This is a genomic window from Paraburkholderia madseniana, assembly GCF_009690905.1.
Lineage (GTDB): Bacteria > Pseudomonadota > Gammaproteobacteria > Burkholderiales > Burkholderiaceae > Paraburkholderia > Paraburkholderia madseniana.
Genome location: NZ_VOSW01000051.1, coordinates 35,081 through 59,124, shown reverse-complemented (window position 1 = coordinate 59,124; position 24,044 = coordinate 35,081). Strand labels below are relative to the sequence as shown.

Below are 24,044 nucleotides of genomic sequence, written 5' to 3'. Positions count from 1 at the left end.
GGTTGAGCATCAATCAATTAGTACCTGGGCAACGCGTCGTCTCCCGGCTCGACACCGGGCGCTTCATACGGCCAGATCGCTTACTGCTTCGGCGGCATATAAAGCGGCGTGGGCTGCGTGAGGACCTCTGGCTTGAGGATCTCGTCGAGTTGTTGCTCGGACAACAGCCCCCTCGCGAGCACGATGTCGTAGACGCGTCCGCCCGTGGCATGTGCCTCCATCGCGACGGATGTCGCGTTGGCGTAGCCGATGTACGGATTGAGTGCCGTCACGATGCCGATCGAGTTCTCGACCGACGCGCGCAAGTGCGCCTCGTTGGCGGTAATGCCTTTGACACAGCGCTCGGCGAGTGTCAGGCAGCCGTTGCGCAGGTGGGTCACGCTTTTGAACAGGCTGTGCGCGATGATCGGCTCGAACGCGTTCAACTGAAGCTGCCCAGCCTCGGCCGCGAAACTCACGGTGACGTCGTTGCCGATGACCTCGAACGCAATCTGGTTCACGACCTCGGGAATGACCGGGTTGACCTTCCCCGGCATGATGCTCGAGCCAGCCTGCATGGGCGGAAGGTTGATTTCCCCAAGACCCGCACGGGGACCGCTGGAGAGCAGGCGCAAGTCGTTGCAGGTTTTTGACAGCTTGACTGCCACGCGCTTGAGCACGCCGGACAACTGAACGAAAGCGCCACAGTCCTGCGTCGCTTCGATGAGGTTGGGCGCCGTGACAAGCGGAATACCCGTGATTTCCTTGAGATGCTTCAGGATCAGCGGTGCGTAATCGGGATGCGCGGTAATGCCCGTTCCGATCGCCGTCGCGCCCATGTTGATTTCACAGATCAGCAGCGCCGCCTCCCGCAGCCGCTCCTCATCCTCTCCGAGCATCACGGCGTAGGTGCTGAACTCCTGGCCGAGCGTCATCGGCACCGCGTCCTGCAATTGCGTACGTCCCATCTTCAGAACGTCCTTGAACTCCACCGACTTTGCTTCGAAAGCGCGCCGCAAGACGGCCATCGCGTCGATGAGACTCAGAATGCCGAACCATGTCGCGACTTTCAGGGCCGAAGGGTACACATCGTTGGTGCTCTGGCCAATGTTGACCTGCTCATTCGGGTGCAAATACTGGTATTCGCCTTTCTTCTTCCCCAACAGTTCGAGCGCGCGGTTGGCGATCACCTCGTTCGCATTCATGTTGGTCGATGTCCCGGCGCCGCCCTGAATGACGTCGACTACAAACTGATCATGCAACTTGCCTTCCAGCAATTCAGCGCAGGCACCGACGATGGCGTCACAACGCGTCGCGTCGAGCAGACCCAGCTCATGATTCGCCTGTGCGGCGGCCTGTTTGATGCAAGCCAGTGCCTTGATCAACTCCGGGTACACCGAGATCGGCGAACCGGTAATCGGGAAATTTTCCAGCGCGCGTAGCGTGTGAACCCCATAGTAGACGTGAGCGGGAACGTCACGATCGCCAAGCAGATCATGTTCGGTTCTAAAGGAAATTTCAGCAGCCATGGACATGCTCCTCGCGCGGGATGGAGGTTGAAGACACCCTTGCACCTATATGGAGGAAACAAAAATCCAGCGCGACCGTCATGCTAATTTTTCATGACGCGCGCCAGTCCACGCATAGGTCAGCCGGGTTTGTCGGAAATTACATGATGGCGAAACCGAAATCAGGCAGAATTCGAACACGAATGCCGGTTTGTGACGCGGCCGGTGACATCCAAAACAGGTTTCCGATCTTGAGGCAAACGATGAGCACCCAGCAACCGACGATCATCTACACCCTGACCGACGAGGCCCCGCTGCTAGCGACCAGCGCCTTCCTGCCCGTCGTCCGCACGTTCACCGCGGCGGCCGGCATCGACGTCACCACCAGCGACATCTCTCTCGCGGGCCGCATCCTGGGCGAGTTCCCCGAATTTCTGACCGAGGCGCAACGGGTGCCCGACAGCCTGTCCGAACTCGGCCGCCTCACCCTCCTGCCCGACACCAATATCATCAAGCTGCCCAACATCAGCGCCTCAGTCCATCAACTGGTCGGCGCGATCAAGGAGCTGCAGGCCAAGGGCTACGCGGTGCCGGATTTCCCTGAAGAGCCGAAAACCGACGTTGAGAAAGCCATCCGCCAACGCTATTCCAGGTGCCTGGGCAGCGCTGTCAATCCGGTACTGCGCGAGGGCAACTCGGACCGCCGCGCGCCCGCCGCCGTAAAAAACTATGCCCGCAAGAACCCGCACAGCATGGGCGAGTGGAGCATGGCTTCGCGCACCCACGTGGCTCACATGAAGCACGGCGACTTCTACCATGGCGAAAAGTCCATGACGGTAGACCACGCCCGCGACGTGAAGATGGAATTGCTGACACAAAGCGGTAAAGCCATTGTGCTCAAGCCCAAGGTGTCGCTGCTGGACGGCGAGATCATCGACAGCATGTTCATGAGCAAGAAGGCGCTGTGCGACTTCTACGAAGAGCAGATGGAAGACGCCCGCAAAACCGGCGTCATGCTATCGCTACACGTCAAGGCGACGATGATGAAGGTTTCGCACCCCATCGTCTTCGGCCACGCGGTGAAGATTTTCTACAAGGAAGCCTTCGAGAAGCACGGCAAGCTGTTCGACGAACTGGGTGTGAACGTCAACAACGGCCTCGTCAACCTGTACGACAAGCTGGAAAGCCTGCCCAGCTCGAAGCGCGAAGAAATCATCCGCGATATGCACGCCTGCCACGAGCATCGCCCCGAACTGGCGATGGTGGACTCGGCCAAGGGTATCTCCAACCTGCATGCGCCCAACGACGTGATCGTGGACGCCTCGATGCCGGCCATGATCCGCATCGGCGGCAAGATGTGGGGCGCCGACGGCCGTCCGAAGGACACCAAGGCCGTGATCCCGGAGAGCACGTTCGCCCGCATCTACCAGGAGATCATCAACTTCTGCAAAACCAACGGCAACTTCGACCCCGTCACGATGGGCACGGTCCCCAATGTCGGGTTGATGGCCCAGCAGGCCGAGGAATACGGCTCGCACGACAAGACCTTTGAAGTTCCGGAAGCGGGCGAAGCCCGCATCGTCGACCTCGCCACCGGCGAAGTGCTGCTCACGCAGAACGTTGAAGAAGGCGACATCTGGCGCATGTGCCAGGTCAAGGACGCGCCGATCCGCGACTGGGTCAAGCTGGCCGTCACGCGCGCCCGCAACTCCGGCATGCCGGCCATCTTCTGGCTGGACCCGTACCGCCCGCACGAAGCCGAGGTGATCAAGAAGGTTGAGACCTACCTCAAGGATCACGACACCACGGGCCTGGACATTCAGATCATGTCGCAGGTGCGCGCCATGCGTTACACGCTGGAGCGCGTCATTCGCGGCCTCGATACCATCTCGGTCACGGGCAACATCCTGCGCGACTACCTCACCGACCTGTTCCCTATCATGGAGCTTGGCACGAGTGCCAAAATGCTATCCATCGTTCCCCTGATGGCAGGCGGCGGTATGTACGAAACAGGTGCCGGCGGCTCGGCGCCCAAGCATGTCAAGCAACTCGTGGAAGAAAACCATCTGCGCTGGGATTCGCTGGGTGAATTCCTGGCGCTCGCCGTGTCACTGGAAGAGTTGGGCATCAAGACCGACAACGACAAGGCAAGAATTCTGGCTAAAACGCTGGATGCCGCCACGGGCAAACTGCTGGACAACAACAAAAACCCGTCGCCCAAGACCGGTCAGTTGGACAACCGCGGCAGCCAGTTTTATCTCGCCCTGTACTGGGCTCAGGAATTGGCGGCGCAAACCGACAGCGCAGCGCTCGCCGCACAATTTGCCCCGCTGGCCAAGCAACTGACTGACAACGAGCAGACCATCGTGGACGAATTGTCAGCCGTGCAAGGCAAACCGGCAGACATCGGTGGCTACTACCGGCCTGACGCCGAAATGCTGGCCGACGTCATGCGTCCGAGCAAGACGCTGAACGCTGCACTGGCGGCTACGCAGGGTTAAGAGGGTCCGGTCGCCCTGTCAATCAGGGCGACTCGACGGATAGATGTGCCGGTAACCCGGCGGACTATTTTCGACCGATCAGCACGCCGACACCCAAGGCCACACCGGCCGTCGTCCACGGACGGTCATGCGCATAGTCGTTGGCAGCCCGAGCAGACTTGCGCCCCGTCTCGATGACGATGACCTGCGCATCGGCCGCCTTCTGTTTCGCACGCTTAAGACGCGCGCGCACCTTGCCGGACACCGGCTCCGCGTCCACGCTGGAAGCGTGTGCGACGTCTTCCGACGAGCCATTGATGTCGCTCACTGCGCTACCGAAATTTGACATACTGCCTCCCTGCAAGCGTGGTTAAGAACATCTACGCATCCCTCATCAGCGCGACGGCTGATGAGGCGTTACATCGGTCCGTCAGCTTTGACTCTGACTCTGGCTTTGACCCTGGACCGGCAAAACGCTGAGTTCGACAGTCAGCGTCTCAGCACCCTGCCCGGTGCGAATACCGGATACGGGCATCGCGTCGCGATAGTCGAGGCCGGTGGCGACGCGCACATAGCGCTCGTCCGGACACGTATTGTTGGCCGCATCGAAGCCGACCCAACCGAGTCCGTCGAGATACGCCTCCGCCCATGCGTGGCTCGCCGCCTGCATCGCGACACCGTCCATCAGCAGATAGCCCGAGACGTAGCGGGCCGGGATGTGGAGCGCTCGCGCCACGGCGATAAAAACGTGCGCGTGGTCCTGACAGACCCCGTGGTGGTTGAGCAAAGCCGTCTCTGCATCCGTGCTCACGTCGGTCATGCCGGGCTGATATGCGATCCGGTCGTGGATCGTATTCATCAACGCATGCAGCGACTGGAGCGGCGCGTCTTCGGTGCGCAGGTCAGCGGCAAGCGCCTTGATTCGTTCGCCGGCCCGCGTCAGCGGCGTCTCCCGCTCGAAGACCCAGGGCGGGGCAAGGCCATCGACCACGCCGAAGATCCCGGCCCGGTCCTCCGTGTCGACCGTTCCCTGCGCCACGATGACGATCTCGCGCTTGTTGCGCTCGTGCCGCACGAAATCGACACGGTTACCCAGACCGTCCACGTAAGAGACGTTCGGCTCGACGCCGTCGACCGTGACCTGCCAGTCGATCACCGTCTGCCCGGGGCACGACTGCGGACGCAACCTCAGACGCTGCAACGCGTAAGGGACCGGCTGATCGTACTGATAGTGCGATGTGTGGCGAATAGCGATACGCATGGCCGGTCTCAATCGAAGTTGTAGGTTTCGGCGATTTCAAAACCAAGCCGGTTGTTCTGCCCAATGAAGCCCTCGAGAAACTCGTGCAGGCCCTGCGCAAAGATCTGCTTGACCGTGTTGTCCCGAAGCGTGGCGAGCGTGATGTCGGCGGTCTTGTGGCAGGCATGGGTGAAACCATAGTCTTGCGCCAGATACGCGAGGTTCTCGACGATGTTCAGATAGCAGAAGTTCAGCGAGCGCGGCATGCGGCCGTTGAGGATCAGATAGTCGGCGATATTGGTCGGCTTGTACTGGACGTCGTAGACCCAGCGGTAGGATCGATGCGCGTCGACCGAGCGCAGGATCGATTCCCACTGGTAGTTGTCGAGCGTCGTGCCCACATAGGACACCGCGGGCAGCAACAGGTGGTATTTGACGTCCAGAATGCGCGCGGTGTTGTCAGCGCGTTCGATGAACGTGCCGACGCGGGCGAAATCGAAAATCTCGTTTCGAAGCATCGTGCCGTGAAAGGTGCCGCGAATCAGCGCAGTCTGGCGCTTGATCTGATCGAGCACGACCGGCAGTTCACTCGCCGCCACCGGCTTTGCGAGCACGCGCCTGACCACCATCCACGCTTCGTTCACGCTCTCCCACGCTTCGCGGGTGAGCGCCGTGCGCACCATGCGGGCATTCGAGCGCGCCGCTTCGATGCACGACAGGACGCTCGACGGATTGTGGCCGTCGCGCAGCAGATAGTCGGAAACGGTGCCGGCGGTATAGGCGTCGTGTTTCTCCCGGAATCCCTCTTCCGTGCCGGAGGTCACCACCACGGACGACCAGGTTGCCTGCGCATCGGACGTTCGGGTCAGCGCCATACGCAGCCCGGCGTCGACTATCCGTGCGATGTTTTCCGCGCGTTCGATATAGCGGTGCATCCAGTAGAGTCCGTTTGCTGTGCGTCCGAGAAGCATGTCCTGTCCAACTCCAGTGTCTGTTCTTTTCCGTGTGCCAGCTCTGTATCAGGCTGGCGTTCTGTGAGGCTCGCCACCGGCCCTCAGTCGGCCCTCAGTCAGCCAATACCCAGGTGTCCTTGGTGCCGCCGCCCTGGCTCGAATTGACCACCAGCGAGCCTTCTTTCAAGGCGACGCGCGTCAGACCGCCCGGCGTGATGCGAATGCGGTCCGACACCAGCACAAAGGGCCGAAGATCCACGTGGCGCGGCGCGAGACCTTTTTCGGTCAGGATCGGTGTGGTCGACAGCGCCAGCGTTGGTTGCGCGATGTAGTTGTTCGGACGGGTTTTGAGCTTGGCTGCGAAATCTTCCCGCTCCTTCTTCGACGCGGCGGGCCCGACCAGCATGCCGTACCCACCCGACCCGTGGACTTCCTTCACCACCAGTTCTTCGAGATGATCCAGCACGTATTTCAGGCTGCCCGGCTCGGAACAGCGCCAGGTCGGCACGTTCTCCAGGATCGACTTGCGGCCCGTGTAGAACTCGACGATTTCCGGCATATAGGAATAGATCGCCTTGTCGTCGGCGATGCCGGTGCCCGGTGCGTTGGCGATCGTGATGTTGCCCGCGCGGTAAACGTCCATGATGCCGGCGACGCCAAGCACGGAATCGGGCCGGAAAGTCAGAGGATCGAGATAGGCGTCATCGAGCCGGCGATACAGCACGTCGATGGCGCGGAACCCTTCGGTTGTGCGCATGGCCACGCGGCCGTCCACGACCTGGAGATCGCTGCCCTCGACCAGATGAACCCCCATCTGGTCGGCGAGGAACGCATGCTCGTAGTACGCGGAGTTGTGGATGCCGGGCGTCAGCACCGCGATGGTCGGATTGTCCTGGTTGCCGCCGGGCGGACATACCGCGGCAAGCGACTCGCGCAGCAGTTGGGGATAGGCTTCGACCGGCCGCACCTTGACCTGCTGAAACAGCTCAGGGAAAAGCTGCATCATCGTCTCGCGGTTCTCCAACATGTAGGAGACACCGGAGGGTGTACGCGCATTGTCTTCCAGCACGTAGAACTGGTTTTCGGCGGTGCGCACGATGTCCACGCCGATGATGTGCGTGTAGACATTGCCCGGCGGCCGGAAGCCGATCATCTCCGGCAGAAAGGCCTCGTTCTGGGCGATCAGTTCCTTCGGGATACGCCCGGCGCGCACGATCTCCTGACGATGATAGATATCGTCGAGAAAGGCGTTGAGGGCGATCACGCGCTGTTCGATGCCTTGCGAAAGGCGCGTCCATTCCGAACCGGAAATGATGCGCGGGATGATGTCGAACGGAATCAGACGCTCGGCCGCCTCTTCTTCGCCGTACACGGCAAACGTAATGCCCGTCTTGCGGAACACGCTTTCCGCGTCATCCGCCTTCTGCGCGAGATTCGCAGGATGCTGCGTATCGAGCCATTGCTTTAGCAGTTCATAAGGCGCGCGGACCCCGTCAGCGGACGTCAGCATCTCATCGAATGGCTTCACTTCGGTTCTCCGTCGTTATTGCTGTTGTTGCTGTTGTTACTGTTGTTGTCGATGCAACAGGGAGGCGCTGCGCGCCGCCGCATTAGCCCGCATTAGCCCGCGTTGTCCTCGAGCACGCTCTGAGTCAGGGCGACCGACGGGATCGTCGGCTTCATCATCGCATGCGCGCGGCGGCGCACCCCGTACCAGCCGGCAACCAGGATCAGAGCCACGACCGGAATCGCGGCAACGGTCCACGTGCCGTTCGGATAGTCGAATGCCATCAGTACCAGCACCCCCACCAGAAACGCCAGTGTCAGCCAGGACGTCACCGGCGCGCCCGGCATTCTGAACGTCACCGGCTCAGCCTCACCACGGGCCACCGCCTGACGGAGCTTCATCTGGCAAACCACGATGAATCCCCAAGTGCTGAGAATACCGAGCGAGGCCACGTTGAGCACGATTTCGAACACGCTCGACGGCACGAAATAGTTCAGCACGACACCCACGATGTAGATCGCGACCGTGACCAGAATGCCGGCGTACGGCACCGACTGCGAGCTCATGCGGGACAGGAAATGCGGCGCGGAGCCGCCCATCGACAACGCACGCAACACCCGCCCGGTCGAATACAGCCCCGAGTTCAGGCTCGACAGCGCCGCCGACAGCACGACGACATTCATGACCGAGCCGACACCCGGCACGCCGAGCGCGGCGAAGAACGTGACGAACGGGCTCTGCCCCGCCTTGTAGGCACTCCACGGCAACAGACAGACCAGCAATACCACCGCGCCCACATAGAACACGGCGATGCGCCAGATCACGCTGTTGATGGCGCGCGGCAGCACCTTGCGCGCGTCCTTGCATTCGCCCGCAGCCGTGCCGACCAGCTCGACGCCGGCGAACGCGAACACGACGCCCTGCACGAGCACCAGCGCAGGCAGCAAACCATGCGGGAACAGCCCACCGTTCTCGCTGATCAGATGCACCCCCGTGGTGTGCCCGCCGACGTGCGTCCCGGTACCCAGAATGATCGAGCCGATCACGAGGAACAGCGAGATCGCGGCAACCTTGATGAGCGCGAACCAGAACTCCATTTCGGCAAACCATTTCACGCCGATCAGGTTCATCGCCGCGACGATGCATAGCGCAATCAGTGCGAAGATCCATTGCGGCACGGACGAGAACGCCGCCCAGTAATGCATGTACAGCGCGACGGCCGTGATGTCGACGATGCCGGTCATCGCCCAGTTCAGGAAGTACATCCAGCCGGCGACATACGAAGCTTTTTCACCGAGGAACTCCCGGGCGTACGACACGAAGCTGCCACTGCTCGGCCGATGCATCACCAGCTCACCCAGCGCGCGCAGGATCAGAAACGAGAAAACGCCACAGACAAGATAGACGACGGCAAGCGAAGGACCCGCTATTTGCAGGCGCGCGCCCGCGCCGAGAAAGAGGCCAGTGCCGATCGCGCCGCCAATGGCAATCATCTGAACCTGACGATTACCCAACGTTTTGTGATATCCCGCTTCGTGCGACTCCAGCCAGCTTTTCTTATCTACGTCGCCAGGGGATGCCGGGGAATTTGGGTTGTGCAGTGTGGACATAATCAGTTCAATCCTTTTAATGCGGGCACTTGACTTCGCAATCCCGGAGACATATACGGAAGGATGTATGCGCGATGGCGCATCGATTAAGCTGCAAATCAACAACGTAAATTTTTGAACAGTCGTTCGTTTTTAGCGCCGGACCAAGGGCAGTTTGTATCGGGTCACCGAGGGCAGGCAGACAAAAGGTATGTAGCCCAATTTATGGGGGCAACGCTCATGCATATTTCGACTAACACCTATCGAAAAAAAACATCGGTATTCTTGCAATGAGGAACGGTAGGCTAGCGTTGCCGCGTCGCACAGACGCGGTTGTCGATTGACCCAACACAAGTGATCAATATGGAAGCAAAGTGGTTGGAAGACTTTCTTAGCCTTTCGGATACGAAGAGTTTCTCCCGGTCGGCGCGCAGCCGGCATCTCACCCAGTCAGCTTTCAGTAGACGGATCGTGGCGCTCGAAACGTGGATGGGCACGAAGCTCGTCGATCGCAGCGTCAATCCGATCACCCTCACGCCCGCCGGCCGGATGTTTCGCAGTCTCGCGGCGGACATCCTGCGCAGCATGCATGCGGCACGCAACCTGGTGGGCGGGTACGAACAGTTCGCCGAAAACGACCATGTGGTTCATTTCGCGGTTGCCCATACACTCGTCTTTACGCTTTTTCCCGACTGGCTCAAGCGCCTGACCAGCGAGTTCGGCCACATCATGGCCCGGGTTCAGGCCGTCAACGTGCCCGAGGGTGTGCAACACCTCGTGGCAGGCGACTGCGACCTGCTGATTGGCTATCACCACCCGCAATTGCCGATCGCTCTCGATCCCAATCACTTTCCTTTCCTTACACTCGGTGTCGAGCGCATCGTGCCTGTCTCGGCAGCAGGCAGTGACGGCAAGCCTCTCTTCGAACTCCCTGGCAAGAGCAGCAGACCGCTGCCCCTGCTCGCCTACTCATCCGGTGCATTCCTTGGCAACGTTGTCGAAATGCTGTTGATGAACGCGACGGAACCGTACTCGCTGTTCCGCTGCTTTGAGACCCACATGTCAGAGGCGTTAAAAGGCATGGTTGTAGCCGGCCACGGAATCGGCTGGCTTCCGGAAAGCTGTATCGCCAAAGAGTTAAGCGAAGGAAATCTGGTTCGCGCTGGCTCGGACATCTGGGCGACTGAGTTGGAGATACGCCTGTACCGCCCGGTCAAGGAGCGGGGCCAGGCGGCAGAACAGCTTTGGGCTTTCATCAGCTCCCAGTTGATTGAGCCGCGGGTGGATCGGTTACCAGACATCCTGACCGCGGCGTGAGGCCAGTCGGTGCGCAGCTATAAGGCGAGCTTGGCCAATTCACCATAAGCGCGATGTAGCCACACTTTGACGCGTTGCCGCTCAAGCATGCCCAAGCCTGCGGCGGCGCGATCATGATGATTGATGGCTGCCCAAAAGCTTGCGCTTTGCCGATCGATCTTCTGCATCGTCGCGTCGGGCAGCCGGCGCAGCGTGATCACGCTCGCGCCGAGCGCTTCAGCACGCGCGAGTTCACCGGATGCGTCCAGGATCTCGAAGCGGTCACCGCGAAGTTCGTTCAATACGATCACCAGCTTGATTCGTCCACCAAACTGGTCGAGCCACTGTCGCAGCAGATCGACCGAATCGCGTCCTGCGTCCATGACGTGCCACCAGGTCAGCGTTAGACCGTGCTCTTCGGCAAGACCGATGACGTCCGCATCGTCCAGCCATTGTCCGAGAGACTGCTGCGTTTGAGCGGCAAGATCGACCAGAACACGCCGCTGCGGATCTTCGAGTGCATGTTCGATAATGGGATCCAGGCTGTCGTGCTGATCGAGTACTGCCGGAGCTGCAAAATCGGCATAGAAGCGCAACAAGGCGCCATGTGATTTGTCGGTGTCAAAACCGACGAACTGAATACTCTCGTCGATAAAATACTGGGCCAAAACGCGGGCGACCAGCGATTTGCCGACGCCGCCCTTCTCGCCGCCAATAAAGTGGATGAAGCTCATCTGTGCAGATCCTTGGTTATGAAGCCGGCTGGGTTGAAAACAAAAAATACCAGATCTAAAAGGCGGAACTGCGACTTAGTCTACAGAGGATTTCCCATTTCCCCCTCCAAGGGAGTACCTCTTCGCGCCGCTTGCCCCACCGATATTGGCCGGTGAATGTCGCCAGAGTGACAACACCTCTGGAGAGCCGAACGTGAGTTCCGTAAATGATGCAGGTCAGGAGCTTCATCTTGCCGCGCCGATAGACGCAACAGGACTTCATAGAAAGATCGGCTGGGCAGGCGCATTCTGGGTAGCCAGCGGCGTACCGGCGCTGGTGCTGTTCTCGATCGGCTCGATTGCGGCGACCGTCGGCAAGCCGTCGTGGATCATCTGGGCGATTTCGATCTGTTTCGGCTTCATCCAGTCCTTTTCCTATGCTGAGATCGCCGGGCTGTTTCCGCACAAGTCCGGCGGCGCATCGGTGTATGGCGCGGTCGCCTGGGTGCGCTACAGCAAGCTGCTCGCTCCGCTCTCCGTGTGGTGCAACTGGTTCGCGTGGTCGCCGGTATTGGCGATCGGCTCGGGCCTCGGCGCAGGCTACGTGCTGAACATGTTGTTCCCGGCGACCGCCGCAATCAACACCTGGCAAATCACGCTGGTCGATCTGGGTTGGTTGTCGAGCGGCCTGAGTCTGCGAGTCAATGCCACTTTCGTGATCGGTGCCGCGATTCTGCTGACAACCTTCGCGATCCAGCACCGCGGCATCCTTCAAGCCGCGCGGCTCCAGATGATTCTCGCGATCTCCGCACTGCTGCCGCTCCTGTTGGTCGGCGTCTACCCGCTGCTGACGGGCGATCTGCCAATGCACAATCTTTTCCCGCTCTATCCGCTGGCAAAAGACGCCGGCGGCCGCGTGATAGACGGCACGTGGAATCTGAGCGGTATCGAACTGATGGCCGGCGGACTCTTTATCGCGGCCTGGTCCACCTACGGATTCGAAACGGCAGTCTGTTATACACGCGAATTCAAGGACCCGCGCCGCGACACGGTCAAGGCGATTGTCTATTCCGGACTCCTGTGCCTCGTGTTCTTTACGCTAGTCCCACTCGCGTTCCAGGGCGCCCTCGGTCTCGGCCAACTCGTCTCGCCCGAGGTCAAGGATGCCGCTGGCAATGTGACGCAACCCGCTGTCTATGACGGCATTCTTTCGCCTGGCATCTACAGCGGCATGGGTGTTTCCGAAGCGATGGCGAAAATCGTGCATGCCGGCAACTGGGGTGAATTCATTCTGAAGCCCATGCTGGTGTTCGCGCTCGTACTCGCCATCATGACCTCGATGGCGGGCTCGTCGCGCACGCTCTACCAGGCTTCCGTCGACGGCTGGCTGCCCAAATATCTTTCGCACGTCAACCACAACGGCGCACCGACCCGCGCGATGTGGACCGACCTCGTATTCAATCTCGTGCTGCTGCTGATGTCCGACTACGTCGTCGTACTCGCGATGTCGAATGTCGGCTACATCATCTTCAACTTCCTGAATCTCAATGCCGCGTGGATCCATCGGCTCGACCGGCCAACCTGGGAGCGCCCTTTCAAAGCGCCAAAATGGGTACTCGGCGCCGGCGCCGTGTTGTCGTTCGTCAATCTCGCACTGATGGGACTGGGTGCGGATGTATGGGGCAAGGGCACGCTGATTTCGGGCATCGTCTTCTCGGCGCTGATCGTGCCGGTGTTCATCTGGCGCCACTACGTGACTGACAAAGGCCGCTTCCCGGACGCAATGCTGGACGACATGGATCTTTCGAACGCCAGTACCAAACGGCGCGCGGGTTTCCTGCCGTATGCGGCGTTAGTGCTCGGCGTGGTAGTCGTCTTCGTGAGCCACTGGATCACGACCTGATTGCGCGCGTTGCTCTGAAGACCGAACGCCCGTGTTGCGCGAATCTCCGCGCAACACGGGCGAAGTTCATCGCACGGCAAAGATCGCGCCTTCGATACCCAGCACCTCGCTGCTGGCCGAATAAATACCGATGCCGCGCTCCCATACGTTTCTCACATCGCCATTCGCGCCGCGAATGCGATAACGCAGTTCGAACGGCCTGCGATCCGCCAGTGCTTCCTGCACGCCACGCCAGACGTAATCGACGTCGTCCGGCACGATCAACTGGCTGTAGCTATGTTCGTGACTGTCGACAAACCAGGCGGCCGGATAGCCCGTCAACTCTTCGCAGCCGTCGCTGACGAATTCCATTGACCACGATGGATTGTTGCGGCCGCGATAAATCAATCCCGGTACGCCGTTCAGGAGTCCCATCGCACTACGCAACCTGGCTTCGATTGAAGTCTCCTGACGCTTTTGCGCCGTGGTGTCGAACGCGGAGATAAAGAAGGCGTCTTCGTGCCGGCGACATGCCACCTCCAACCAGCGAAGCTGACCGCGAGGATGAACGAAGCGTATCCGCTCGCGGCTACAGACGCCGGTTTCGTTACGCAGCCGCGCCAGCATCTCGCGCCAGATCAGGCGATCCTCCGGATGGACATATGCGGCCATCTCGACGCCCACGGCGCCTGCATCCATCAGTTCGGACCATGCAGCGTTAGCGCTGCGAATGCTGCCCTCGTTATCCACTTGAAGCAACGCGACCGGATAGGCATCGAGGTTCATCGCGGCTGCGGCGAATTCGCTTACAACAGCATTGTCTTGCATTCGTTTACGCCTTCATCATTGACGCGTAAGAGCATCGCGGTGAACCCACGCTGCCAGTTCGAGCCGGGAACGCAAATTCAGCTTGCGCAGCAGATTCTTTACATAGACCTTAACGGTGCCATCGCTGATGCCCAATTGCCGGGCGATCTGCTTGTTGCTCATGCCTTCCGAAATGAGCGCCAGTGTCTGCGCTTCACGCTCGGTCAGTTCGACCCGGCGAGCGCCTCCTTCACCTTCGGGACCATCGTCGTCTTTCGCAAGCAGGGTGACCAGACAATCGTCCAGCACGATCACGCCCTGCACGCAGTTGCGTATGTATAAGCGCAGATCGTCGGGCTCGGTTTCCTTCAGCATATAGCCGTCGGCACCGAGACGAAGCGCGCTCAATAACTCCTTGCGATCGAGCGAAGCGGTCAGCACGACTTTGCGGCTCTCGATCTCGAGCTGGCCCAATTCATCGAGCACATGCAAGCCGCCGAGTCCCGGCATGTGAAGATCGATCAGGATCAGGCCGGGTCGTAACTGCTCCGCGAGCGCAATGCCCTGCCGGCCGCTGGAAGCTTCGCCGACTACCTGAAACTCCCCGGTCGAGTTGAAGTACTCGGCGAGGCCACGCCTGAACAGCGGATGGTCGTCAATCAGAAGCAACGTCGTCGGACCCATCAAGGAACTCCTTTCTGGCATCGTCATTCGGGACAAGCAGGCGCACCCGCGTGCCATTCGGCTGCACATTCTCGATTGCAACTTGCGCGCCTATCGCACGCGCCCGCTCGCGCATGATCTCCAAGCCATAGTGATTTTCCTCTACCGATGCGGGCCGCAATCCGAGCCCGTCGTCAGTCACGGTCACACACAAAGCGCCTGCGGGGTCGTCTATCACTTCAATCCGCGCATGTCTTGCATGCGCGTGGCGGACCACATTCGACAACGCTTCGCGCACGATCTGCAATGCGTGCAGCGCGACATCCGGCGCGAGTTCGATTTCCGGCATGCGGTTATCCAGTTCGAAGACCACGTTGCAGCGACGCGAAAATTCATCGACGGAATCAGCCAGCGCCTGGCGCCACGAGCGCCCTTCGAGCGTCAGGCGCGCACCGGTGATCAACTGGCGAACGTCGCGCTGCAACCGCGTCATCGTGGTCCGCAATTCCGCGAGCAGCGGTTCGGCGGCCTCGGGATTGCGCACCTGCTGTTGCACACGGCTGACGAGAAACGACATGAAGCCCAGTTGCTGTGCGACCGAATCGTGAAGCTCACGGATAAGCGCACGGGTGCCCGCGTCGCAATCGACCTCGCCGCCCCCATCCACCAGTTGCGTGGATGCATCGCGCTGCACCAGGGTCCGGGTCACCGCCATCCAGGCCACCCCACGGGAAAAGCGATCTTAGAGGCAAGAAACGTGCCGTTTGCGGCACTACTCCTTTGGGCATACCTCGTTATCAGGATTGAACGGTGTTTCCCTTTAAGAAACTATTTTGCTTGTGGGGAACGCCGCTTTTCGGGTGTTTTATCCGTCAGACCAGCGATTCGCAACGCACTCGAATGGAGCACACGCCCCGTTTTAGTTCAGATGCAAATGCACACGTTTGAAGCGAAACATGATCCACGTGCTTGACCCGCATCGACAGAACCGGCGACTAAAGACATGACACTGACGCACGATAGAACACCAGGCTCGCCTCCGAGTCTTCCGCGATATCAGGCGCTCCGGATATGTGAGGATGCGCGCCAACACGTTGTGGTCGTTCAAGCCGACGCACTTGCAAAGGTCGAAGCTTTCATCGCGACGCTGCCGGTCGAGCCTGACGTGAGCACGCTGCTCGTTCAAGGCGACACGTCGGCAACGGCTCGCCGTGCATCGTTCTTCCCGACACACGACGCGCTCGATCGCCATCTTCTCGCGACCCTGGATCGCGCGGCAATCGGCTTACGGCTCTATGTATGCGGCGACGAAGCGTTCATCTGGCGCATCCGCCGCCTCGCCGGCGAGGCCGGCATGCTGCCGGAAGAAATCACTGCCGAGCTCGATGCCGCACCGCGCGCCGTCTATTGCGTGCACTGCAGCGCTTCGCATGTGTACGACGCGCTGCCCGAAGTCGAATGTGCCGGCTGCGGCATCAACCTGAGTGTGCGCCAGCATTTCTCGCAGCGCGTCGGTGCCTATCTGGGCGTCTGCGCCGATCCGGATCGTCCTTACCTGGTGCGCCACGCATGAACACAATCGAGGTTCGAGTCGAAGCAACGCGGCTGCTGACGCCGGTGGTACGCGAGTTCACCCTGGTCGCGAGGCACGGTCGGCTGCCGAAGTTTTCCTCGGGCAGTCATATCCAGGTGCAGTTGCCACTGGATGACCGCCCATTGCGCAACGCCTATTCGTTGATTAGCGATCCGGCGGACGCATCCAGCTATCGCATTGCCGTACGCAAACAGGACGATTCGCGCGGCGGCTCGGTATTCATGCATGAGCAAATGCGTGAAGGTGCGGCATTGAAAATCACGCCGCCGGCCAATCTGTTTGCACTGCATTCCAGCGCTCGCGCTCACATCCTGATCGCGGGGGGCATCGGCATCACACCGTTCGTCGCGCATGTCGCCGCACTGGAGCGCGATGTTGCCGACTTCGAACTGCACTACGCCTACCGGCAAGGGCTCACGGATGCATATCGCGCCGAGTTGAGCGAGCGCCTCGGCAGCCGCTTCCATGGATACGACGGTGAGCGTGCGCGCCTCGATGTCGAACGGGTGCTGCGCGGTCGCCCGCTGGGCACGCATGTTTACGTGTGCGGTCCGCAAACCCTTCTGGACTCGGTACGAGACACGGCTCGTGCCCTCGGCTGGCCGGACGGCCGCGTGCACTGGGAAGCCTTTGCTGCGCCGCAGTCCGGCACGCCGTTCGTCGTGACACTCATGCGTAGTGGCTCGAGGTTGGAAGTGGCGGCAGACCAGAGCCTGCTGGAAGCGCTCGAAGCAAGCGGACTCGACATCCCGAACCTGTGCCGCGGCGGTGTCTGCGGTCGGTGTTCGACCCGTCACGTTGCCGGCGAGGTCGACCACCGCGATCTGTTCCTTCACGAATCCGAGCGCGCCACGCACCTGATGCCGTGTGTCTCGCGCGCCCACAGCACCTCCCTTTTCCTGGATCTTTGAGGAACACCCGCCATGAGCGTCATTCTGAAGCCCGCCGAAAGCTATCGTGAAACGTTTTCGTTTCGCAACAGCGAAGCCGCCATCGCCCGCTTCCCCTTCCCGTTTCCCGAAGACGCCTACATGTATTCGGTGAATATCGAGCCGGCCACGTCACGCGATCCAGGCTCGGTCTTCGAGCACTGGTTCGATATCGACGAGCACTACCGCTCCGAAGTCGCCGAACGCGCGATCGTGCTGCAAAACGACTCGCGCCGCTGCATGGTGATGCCGCACATGCAGAGAGCGTCGTGGGACGCGCTGGAAATGATCATGGAGCATCTCGCCCAGGATTATCCAAAACTGTTTTCACTTACCCGCGCAGGCGACCAGTGGTTGTGGCGCAATCGCGCGCTCGGCATTGAGCAGGCGTTTCGTTTCGGCAATGCCGAGACGCTGCCGTGCGAGCCGCTCGAATACATCATGCGGCAGACGCAAGGCGATATCGCGCTGCTCGATCAGCGCGACGGCGACCTCTTTATGGATGCCGGTGTCATCACCGGCCCTGCCGACTGGTCGCTCGCGTTCGATGCGGGAATGAGTTTCAAGCAATGGCATTCGCCGGTTCCCATGGCACACGACATGGGCATTTTCGATCGCGCGCTGAAGTATCTGCTGCATATCCAGGTAGACCGCCCGGTACGCCGTCTGAATTGGACACTCACGATCAACCCGCGCCTCGATACCGCTCCCGAGAATTACCACCTGTGGGGCGCGGAGCGCGGCCAGGTCACGCCGGAGAACGTTGCGCAATGCGTGCATCTGCGCGTCGAACTGCAATTTATGGCGCGGCTGCCACAGAGCAACGCGATGATGTTCAGCATCCGCACGTATCTCGCCAGCATGGCCGAGCTCGTCACCCAGCCGGCGTGGGCGCGCCGTCTTCATCGGGTGCTGCGCGACCTGCCTGAGCCCATTGCCGACTACAAGGGTATGACGCGTTACCGGAAGACCCTGGTCGACTGGTTGAGTCAGTTCGACAACGGCGCCTGATGCGTTGTCGATTTCGTACACCAACACATCCTCACCTCTGGAGTAGCAGACATGGCTAATTCATGGCGTATTTCCGCGCTCGCGGACCGTCATCGCGCATTGGGCTCGAACCTCGAAGACTGGAACGGCATGGGCACCGCATGGACGTACTCCGGCGACCTCGCCGATCAGCACGAGGCGATTCGCACCAAGGCTGGCTTGATGGATGTATCCGGTCTGAAGAAGGTCCACTACGTCGGCCCGCACGCGGAGAGCCTGCTCAACTGGGCAATCACGCGCGACGTCAGCAAGCTCTACCCCGGCAAGTCGGTTTATGCAGCGATGCTGAATGAAGACGGCAAGTTTATCGACGACTGCATCGTCTACCGCACCGGGCCGAATGCGTTCATGGTCGTGCATGGCTCCGGAACCGGTTATGAACGCCTCGTTCGCTCCGCGCAGGGCCGCCAGGTCGCCGTGCTGTTCGACGACGATCTGCATGATCTGTCTTTACAGGGTCCCGCCGCCGTGGACTTCCTCGCCGAACACGTGCCGGGCATCCGCGATCTGCCTTATTTTCATCACCTGCAAACGCGGCTTTTCGGCAAGCCGGTGATGATCTCGCGCACCGGCTATACCGGCGAGCGCGGCTACGAAATCTTTTGCAAGGCCGCGGATGCACCGTTCATCTGGGACACCGTCCTCGACAAAGGTGCGGCGTCCGGCATCATCCCGTGCGCGTTCACGGCGCTCGACTGGTTACGCGTCGAAAGCTATCTGCTGTTCTTCCCCTACGACAACTCCGAGATGTACCCGTTCGCGAACGAAAAGGCGGGCGACACGCTGTGGGAGCTCGGCCTCGACTTCACCGTATCGCCGGGAAAAACCGAGTTCTGTGGCGCGGGCGAACACTTCCGTCTGCAAGGCAAGGAGCGTTTCAAGATCTTCGGCGTACTGGTGGACTCCACCGAAGCAACCAACGGCGGCGACGCATTGTGGAACGACGGCAAGCAGGTCGGCGTCGTCACATGCGGCATGGTCTCGCGGTTGACCGGCCGCTCGATGGCGATCGCCCGCCTCGACGTGGACTACGCACGCCCCGGCGCGCCGCTCGAAGTGCGCGGCCGCATCAAGGCCCGTGCCAGCGCCGCCGAATTGCCGTTCGACGATCCGGAAAAGAAGAAACGCACCGCAATCGGCTGATCCGTCGACGGTCTCCCGTTACGTCTCTCACGTATTTTCAGGAGTGTCGCAGTGACCCAGAATTACATACTGACGATCAGTTGCCCGGCCACCTCCGGCATCGTCGCGGCCGTCTCGTCCTATCTCGCGCAATCGGGCTGCTATATCAGCGAGCTGGCACAATTCGACGACGAATCCAACGGCACATTCTTCATGCGTGCGGTGTTCCGCTTCAACGATGCGAAGACCGGCAGCATCGACAAGCTACGCACCGACTTCGGCAGCATCGCAAACGACTTCGCGATGCAATGGAAGCTCTACAGCGCCGCGCAACCGATGAAGGTGCTGCTGATGGTCAGCAAGTTCGACCATTGCCTCTCCGACCTGCTGTACCGGTATCACAAAGGCCAACTGCATATGCAGATCACCGCCGTCGTCTCCAACCATCTGGACCTGCGGCCGATGGCGGAGCGCGAAGGCATCCGTTTCATCTATCTGCCGGTGACACCGGAAACCAAGGACCAGCAGGAAGCCGAACTGTTGAAGATCGTCGCCGAGACGGAGACGGAACTCGTGGTGCTCGCGCGCTATATGCAGATTCTCTCCAACAACCTCTGCAAGCAGCTCGCCGGCCGGGCCATCAATATCCATCACTCGTTTCTGCCGGGATTCAAAGGCGCAAAGCCGTATCACCAGGCATTCGAACGCGGCGTCAAGCTGATCGGCGCCACCGCGCACTACGTCACGTCAGATCTCGACGAAGGACCGATCATCGAACAGGAAGTGCAGCGTGTCGATCACGTCCTGCAACCGGACGGGCTCGTAGCGATCGGGCGCGATACGGAAACGGTGGCGCTGTCGCGTGCGGTGAAATTCCATACCGAACATCGCGTCTTCCTCAATCGCGACCGCACCGTGATCTTCCGATAACCCTGGCTCAACTCATCGGCGGCAAACCATGAAAAAACGCGTTGCAATCATCGGTGCGGGCCCTTCCGGGATGGCGCAATTGCGCGCTTTCCAGTCCGCGAGAGAAAAAGGCGCAGACATTCCCGATATCGTCTGCTTCGAGAAGCAGAAGGACTGGGGCGGCATGTGGAATTACACATGGCGCACGGGCGCCGACGAGAACGGCGAGCCGGTGCACGGCAGCATGTATCGCTACCTGTGGTCCAACGGGCCAAAGGAATGTCTGGAGTTCGCGGACTACACCTTCGAGGAGCATTTCGGCAAACCGATCGCCTCGTATCCGCCGCGTGAGGTGCTGTGGGACTATATTCGCGGACGCGTCGAGAAAGCCGGTGTACGGCCTTATATTCGCTTCAATACGGCGGTTCGTCAGGTGAGCTTTGACGCCGCAACCAGGAAATTCACCGTCACTGCGCAAGACTATTCCGCCGGCACAACGACGTCGGAAGAGTTCGATTACGTCGTCAACGCGTGCGGCCACTTCTCGACACCGAATGCGCCAAGCTTCCCCGGCTTCGAGAGTTTTGGCGGCCGCATCCTGCATGCACACGATTTCCGCGACGCGCTGGAGTTCAAGGACAAAGATGTATTGCTGGTCGGCAGCAGCTATTCGGCGGAAGACATCGGCTCCCAGTGCTACAAGTACGGTGCGAAGAGCATCACCAGTTGCTATCGCACGGCGCCGATGGGCTATCACTGGCCCGAAAACTGGGAAGAAAAACCGATATTGCAGCGCGTGCGCGGCAATATCGCTTACTTCGCCGACGACACGCACAAGCGCATCGACGCGATCATCCTGTGCACCGGGTATCAGCATCACTTCCCGTTTCTACCCGACGAACTGCGCCTGAAGACCGGCAATCGCCTGTGGCCTTTGAACCTTTATAAAGGCATTTTCTGGGAAGACAATCCGGGCCTGATCTACCTCGGCATGCAGGACCTCTGGTATTCGTTCAACATGTTCGACGCTCAAGCCTGGTATGCGCGCGATGTGATCCTCGGACGCATCACGCCGCCGTCGAAAGCGGAGATGACTGCACACAGCCTCGCATGGCGCGCGAAAGAAGAAAAGCTCGTCACCCATCAGGAAATGTTCGAGTTTCAGGGCAGCTACATTCAGGAGCTGCTCGATGCGACCGACTACCCGAGTTTCGACATCGAAGGGGTGAACCGAACTTTCCTCGAATGGAAACACGACAAGCATGACGACATCATGGGCTACCGCAACAAGTCCTATCGCTCGCTGATGACTGGCACGCAATCCCCGCCTCATCACACGCCGTGGCTATCGGCACTCGATGACTCGATGGACGCGTATCTTGGCGAACCCGTTGCGGCGTTGAAAACCGCCGGCTAAGCGGCGCGAGCCAGGGAAGAACATGCTGATACGCACCCCCATAAGCTCGCGTCCCGCTGAGCCGGCGCTATTTGCTCGCGCGGCCGGATGCGAACGATATCGCGTGGCGGGCGGCGGCCTCACGGTCGTCGCGCTCACGCCCGGCGATACTTTGCAGATCGTGGATATCGAAGGCCTGCAGCCCTGCGAACTCATGGCCTTCGATGCGCACGGCGAAGCGGCGCTGGCCGCGCTCGATCTACAAGCGTCGGCGGGCGCTTCGTTCATGGCGAGTCTGTTGCATAACAGCGCGGCCTCGCACGTGCTGACCGGTCTGCTCAAGCGTGGCGTTCATGCGAGCGCATTGCAGTCCGCGGCGACTATCTGGAGCGGCGACACACCGGCGGGCTTTACGCGAAGACTCATTGCCTCCGAAGCGCTGCTCGTCATCGTCGCCGCGCCGGGTGCCGCAAGGGCAATCGATTCGCAGAACCCGCCCACCGGCTTGCGCCTCACGATCGATCGCGCGAATCCCGCGCTGCTCGCCGCGCCGCCGCTTCCCGCACCATTGGCCGACACGCTGAACGACTTCACGATCCAGCCCGGCACCGCCACCGCGTACACGGTGCGCGCGGGAGAATACATTCAGGTACTGGACGTCGCGGGTCGGCAATGTTCGGATTTCGTCGCCTTCGATCTCGCCGCGTTGGATAGAAACAAGGAACTCGACCTCGACCAGACCGTGACGAGAACGCTGAATGGCAATGCGTATCCCGCTCCCGGCCTGTTCTCGAAGTTCTTCAATCGAAACATGCAGCCCATGCTCGAAGTCGTACGCGATACGGTGGGCCGTCACGACTCATTTGCACTGGCGTGCGCGGCGCGCTATTACGAAAGCCAGGGCTATTTCGGCCATAGCAACTGCAGCGACAACATGAGCCGTGCCCTCGCCGCTTTTAACGTGGCGCCGCGCCCCGGCTGGCCCGCGATCAATTTCTTCTTCAATACCGGCATCAATGCCCATCAGCAAATGACACTCGATGAACCGTGGTCGCGTCCAGGCGACTACGTGCTGGTGCGCGCGCTGACCGACCTCGTGTGCGTGAGTTCGTCCTGTCCCGACGACATCGATCCTGCGAACGGCTGGAATCCGACCGATATCCAGATCCGCGTCTATCCGAACAAGGAACGCTTCTCCATTGCCATGGCTACCCGAACCACGCCCGATGCCGAACCGGTCCTGACCCGCGAGTCAGGCTTTCATGCAAAGACGTCGGCGCTCACCCGCCATTTCACCGACTATCGCGGCTGGTGGCTGCCCACGCACTACGAGGGCTTCGGCACCGTCGAAGAATACTTCGGCTGCCGGGAGCGCGTCGCCATGATGGATCTGTCCGCGCTGCGCAAGTTCGAGATCATCGGTCCCGACGCGGAAGCCCTGTTGCAATACTGTCTGACGCGCGACGTCCGGCGCCTCGCGGTAGGCCAGGTCGTGTATTCGGCGATGTGCTATCCGCACGGCGGCATGCTCGACGACGGCACGCTGTTGCGCCTCGGCCCGGACAATTTCCGCTGGATCTGCGGCGAAGACTACGCCGGTGTCTGGCTGCGCGAGCAGGCCGCGGCGCTCGGCATGAAAGTGTGGATCAAATCGGCCTCGGATCAGATTCACAATCTGTCGATTCAGGGACCGCTGAGCCGCGAGTTGTTGAAGCAGATGGTGTGGACGCCGCCCACCCAGCCGGCACTCGATAAGCTCGGCTGGTTCCGCTTTCTGGTCGGCCGGCTCGACAATTACGAAGGCTGTCCGATCATGGTCTCGCGCACCGGCTACACCGGCGAACTCGGCTATGAAGTCTGGTGTCATCCGCAGGATGCCGAACGCGTGTGGGACCGTTTGTGGTTGGCTGGGCAACCGCTAGGCATGGTTCCGCTCGGACTGAACGCGCTCGATATGCTGCGCGTCGAAGCCGGCCTGATCTTCGCCGGCTACGAGTTCACCGACGAGACCGATCCGTTCGAAGCCGGCATCGGCTTTTCGGTGCCGCTGAAAACCAAAGCGGACGACTTCATCGGCCGCGACGCATTGCTTGCCCGCAGCGCGCATCCGCGGCACAAGTTGGTCGGACTCGAACTCGACGGCAACGAACCCGCGCATCATGGAGATTGCGTGCACGGGCAACACAACGCGCGCGCGCAGATCGGCGTGGTCACGAGCGGCGTGCGTTCGCCGATCCTCGGCAAGAACATTGCGCTGTGCCGTATCGATATCGCCTATGCCGAACCGGGAACACGCTTGCAGGTCGGCAAGATCGACGGGCATCAGAAACGCATCGACGCTCAGGTCGTGGCGCCGATCTTCTACGATCCGGACAAGAGCCGTGTCCGCGCCTGAACGGCTGCAGCACGGGCCCCGGCTTGCGCCAG

The 24,044-nt window shown here is 60.6% G+C and carries 20 protein-coding genes; 10 read left to right on the top strand and 10 right to left on the bottom strand.

The annotated features are described in order from the left end of the window. Positions 1-80: 80 nt before the first annotated feature. Complete coding sequence (gene aspA / locus FSO04_RS25485; protein ID WP_154563699.1) at positions 81-1,508, bottom strand: aspartate ammonia-lyase; 1,428 nt, start codon at positions 1,506-1,508, stop codon at positions 81-83. Between the two features lie 242 nt (positions 1,509-1,750). Here aspA and FSO04_RS25480 point away from each other — a divergent pair, with 242 nt between their 5' ends. Continuing rightward, the gene (locus FSO04_RS25480; RefSeq protein WP_154563697.1) at positions 1,751-3,988 is read left to right on the top strand and encodes an NADP-dependent isocitrate dehydrogenase; all 2,238 of its coding nucleotides are present in this window, start codon (positions 1,751-1,753) and stop codon (positions 3,986-3,988) included. Positions 3,989-4,052: 64 nt separating this feature from the next. Here FSO04_RS25480 and FSO04_RS48560 read toward each other — a convergent pair whose 3' ends face one another. The 5 genes from FSO04_RS48560 to ansP all read right to left on the bottom strand — a co-directional run bounded on the left by FSO04_RS48560 (position 4,053) and on the right by ansP (position 9,277). Further along, positions 4,053-4,316: an ElaB/YgaM/YqjD family protein gene (locus FSO04_RS48560; protein ID WP_154563695.1), complete on the bottom strand. Its 264-nt coding sequence runs from the start codon at positions 4,314-4,316 to the stop codon at positions 4,053-4,055. A gap of 81 nt (positions 4,317-4,397) precedes the next feature. Continuing rightward, a complete protein-coding gene (locus FSO04_RS25470) occupies positions 4,398-5,228 on the bottom strand; it encodes a transglutaminase family protein (protein ID WP_154563693.1) in 831 nt (276 codons plus the stop codon). An 8-nt stretch (positions 5,229-5,236) separates the two neighbouring features. Then, positions 5,237-6,178 carry an alpha-E domain-containing protein gene (locus tag FSO04_RS25465; protein ID WP_154563691.1) on the bottom strand — a complete coding sequence of 314 codons (942 nt, stop codon included), beginning with the start codon at positions 6,176-6,178 and terminating at the stop codon, positions 5,237-5,239. Positions 6,179-6,272: 94 nt separating this feature from the next. Further along, on the bottom strand, positions 6,273-7,688 hold the full coding sequence (locus FSO04_RS25460; protein WP_168435833.1) for a circularly permuted type 2 ATP-grasp protein: 1,416 nt from the start codon (positions 7,686-7,688) through the stop codon (positions 6,273-6,275). A gap of 92 nt (positions 7,689-7,780) precedes the next feature. Then, positions 7,781-9,277, bottom strand: a complete 1,497-nt coding sequence (gene ansP, locus FSO04_RS25455) for an L-asparagine permease (RefSeq protein WP_154563689.1) — start codon at positions 9,275-9,277, stop codon at positions 7,781-7,783. A gap of 342 nt (positions 9,278-9,619) precedes the next feature. On the opposite strand from ansP, the gene FSO04_RS25450 reads away from it, so the two are divergent. After that, a complete protein-coding gene (locus FSO04_RS25450; protein ID WP_154563687.1) occupies positions 9,620-10,573 on the top strand; it encodes a LysR substrate-binding domain-containing protein in 954 nt (317 codons plus the stop codon). A 17-nt stretch (positions 10,574-10,590) separates the two neighbouring features. On the opposite strand, the gene FSO04_RS25445 is transcribed toward FSO04_RS25450, so the two are convergent. Continuing rightward, positions 10,591-11,286: a P-loop NTPase family protein gene (locus FSO04_RS25445; RefSeq protein WP_154563685.1), complete on the bottom strand. Its 696-nt coding sequence runs from the start codon at positions 11,284-11,286 to the stop codon at positions 10,591-10,593. 193 nt (positions 11,287-11,479) lie between these two features. Between FSO04_RS25445 and FSO04_RS25440 the strand changes: the two genes are divergently transcribed. Continuing rightward, the gene (locus FSO04_RS25440) at positions 11,480-13,168 is read left to right on the top strand and encodes an APC family permease (protein ID WP_168435832.1); all 1,689 of its coding nucleotides are present in this window, start codon (positions 11,480-11,482) and stop codon (positions 13,166-13,168) included. Positions 13,169-13,234: 66 nt separating this feature from the next. On the opposite strand, the gene FSO04_RS25435 is transcribed toward FSO04_RS25440, so the two are convergent. From FSO04_RS25435 to FSO04_RS25425, 3 genes are read right to left on the bottom strand one after another with little or no spacing between them, the layout of a single operon-like run. Next, on the bottom strand, positions 13,235-13,975 hold the full coding sequence (locus tag FSO04_RS25435) for a PAS domain-containing protein (protein ID WP_154563681.1): 741 nt from the start codon (positions 13,973-13,975) through the stop codon (positions 13,235-13,237). Positions 13,976-13,990: 15 nt separating this feature from the next. Further along, positions 13,991-14,638, bottom strand: a complete 648-nt coding sequence (locus FSO04_RS25430) for a response regulator (protein WP_154563679.1) — start codon at positions 14,636-14,638, stop codon at positions 13,991-13,993. After that, positions 14,610-15,326: a sensor histidine kinase gene (locus FSO04_RS25425; protein WP_199203065.1), complete on the bottom strand. Its 717-nt coding sequence runs from the start codon at positions 15,324-15,326 to the stop codon at positions 14,610-14,612. The genes FSO04_RS25430 and FSO04_RS25425 overlap by 29 nt, the downstream gene beginning before the upstream one ends. A gap of 294 nt (positions 15,327-15,620) precedes the next feature. On the opposite strand from FSO04_RS25425, the gene FSO04_RS25420 reads away from it, so the two are divergent. From FSO04_RS25420 to FSO04_RS25390, 7 genes are read left to right on the top strand one after another with little or no spacing between them, the layout of a single operon-like run. Further along, positions 15,621-16,190: a dimethylamine monooxygenase subunit DmmA family protein gene (locus FSO04_RS25420; protein WP_414693464.1), complete on the top strand. Its 570-nt coding sequence runs from the start codon at positions 15,621-15,623 to the stop codon at positions 16,188-16,190. After that, entirely contained in the window at positions 16,187-17,122 is a 936-nt protein-coding gene (locus tag FSO04_RS25415; RefSeq protein WP_154563673.1) for a PDR/VanB family oxidoreductase, read from the top strand. The genes FSO04_RS25420 and FSO04_RS25415 overlap by 4 nt, the downstream gene beginning before the upstream one ends. A gap of 12 nt (positions 17,123-17,134) precedes the next feature. Further along, on the top strand, positions 17,135-18,151 hold the full coding sequence (locus FSO04_RS25410) for a heme-dependent oxidative N-demethylase family protein (RefSeq protein WP_154563671.1): 1,017 nt from the start codon (positions 17,135-17,137) through the stop codon (positions 18,149-18,151). 51 nt (positions 18,152-18,202) lie between these two features. Continuing rightward, positions 18,203-19,333 (top strand): aminomethyl transferase family protein, encoded by a 1,131-nt coding sequence (locus FSO04_RS25405; protein WP_154563669.1) that lies wholly within the window; start codon positions 18,203-18,205, stop codon positions 19,331-19,333. Positions 19,334-19,384: 51 nt separating this feature from the next. Beyond that, positions 19,385-20,242, top strand: a complete 858-nt coding sequence (purU, locus tag FSO04_RS25400) for a formyltetrahydrofolate deformylase (protein WP_054041202.1) — start codon at positions 19,385-19,387, stop codon at positions 20,240-20,242. A gap of 28 nt (positions 20,243-20,270) precedes the next feature. Next, positions 20,271-21,638, top strand: a complete 1,368-nt coding sequence (locus FSO04_RS25395) for a flavin-containing monooxygenase (protein ID WP_154563667.1) — start codon at positions 20,271-20,273, stop codon at positions 21,636-21,638. Between the two features lie 22 nt (positions 21,639-21,660). Next, on the top strand, positions 21,661-24,012 hold the full coding sequence (locus tag FSO04_RS25390; RefSeq protein WP_154563665.1) for a trimethylamine N-oxide demethylase: 2,352 nt from the start codon (positions 21,661-21,663) through the stop codon (positions 24,010-24,012). Positions 24,013-24,044 lie beyond the last annotated feature (32 nt).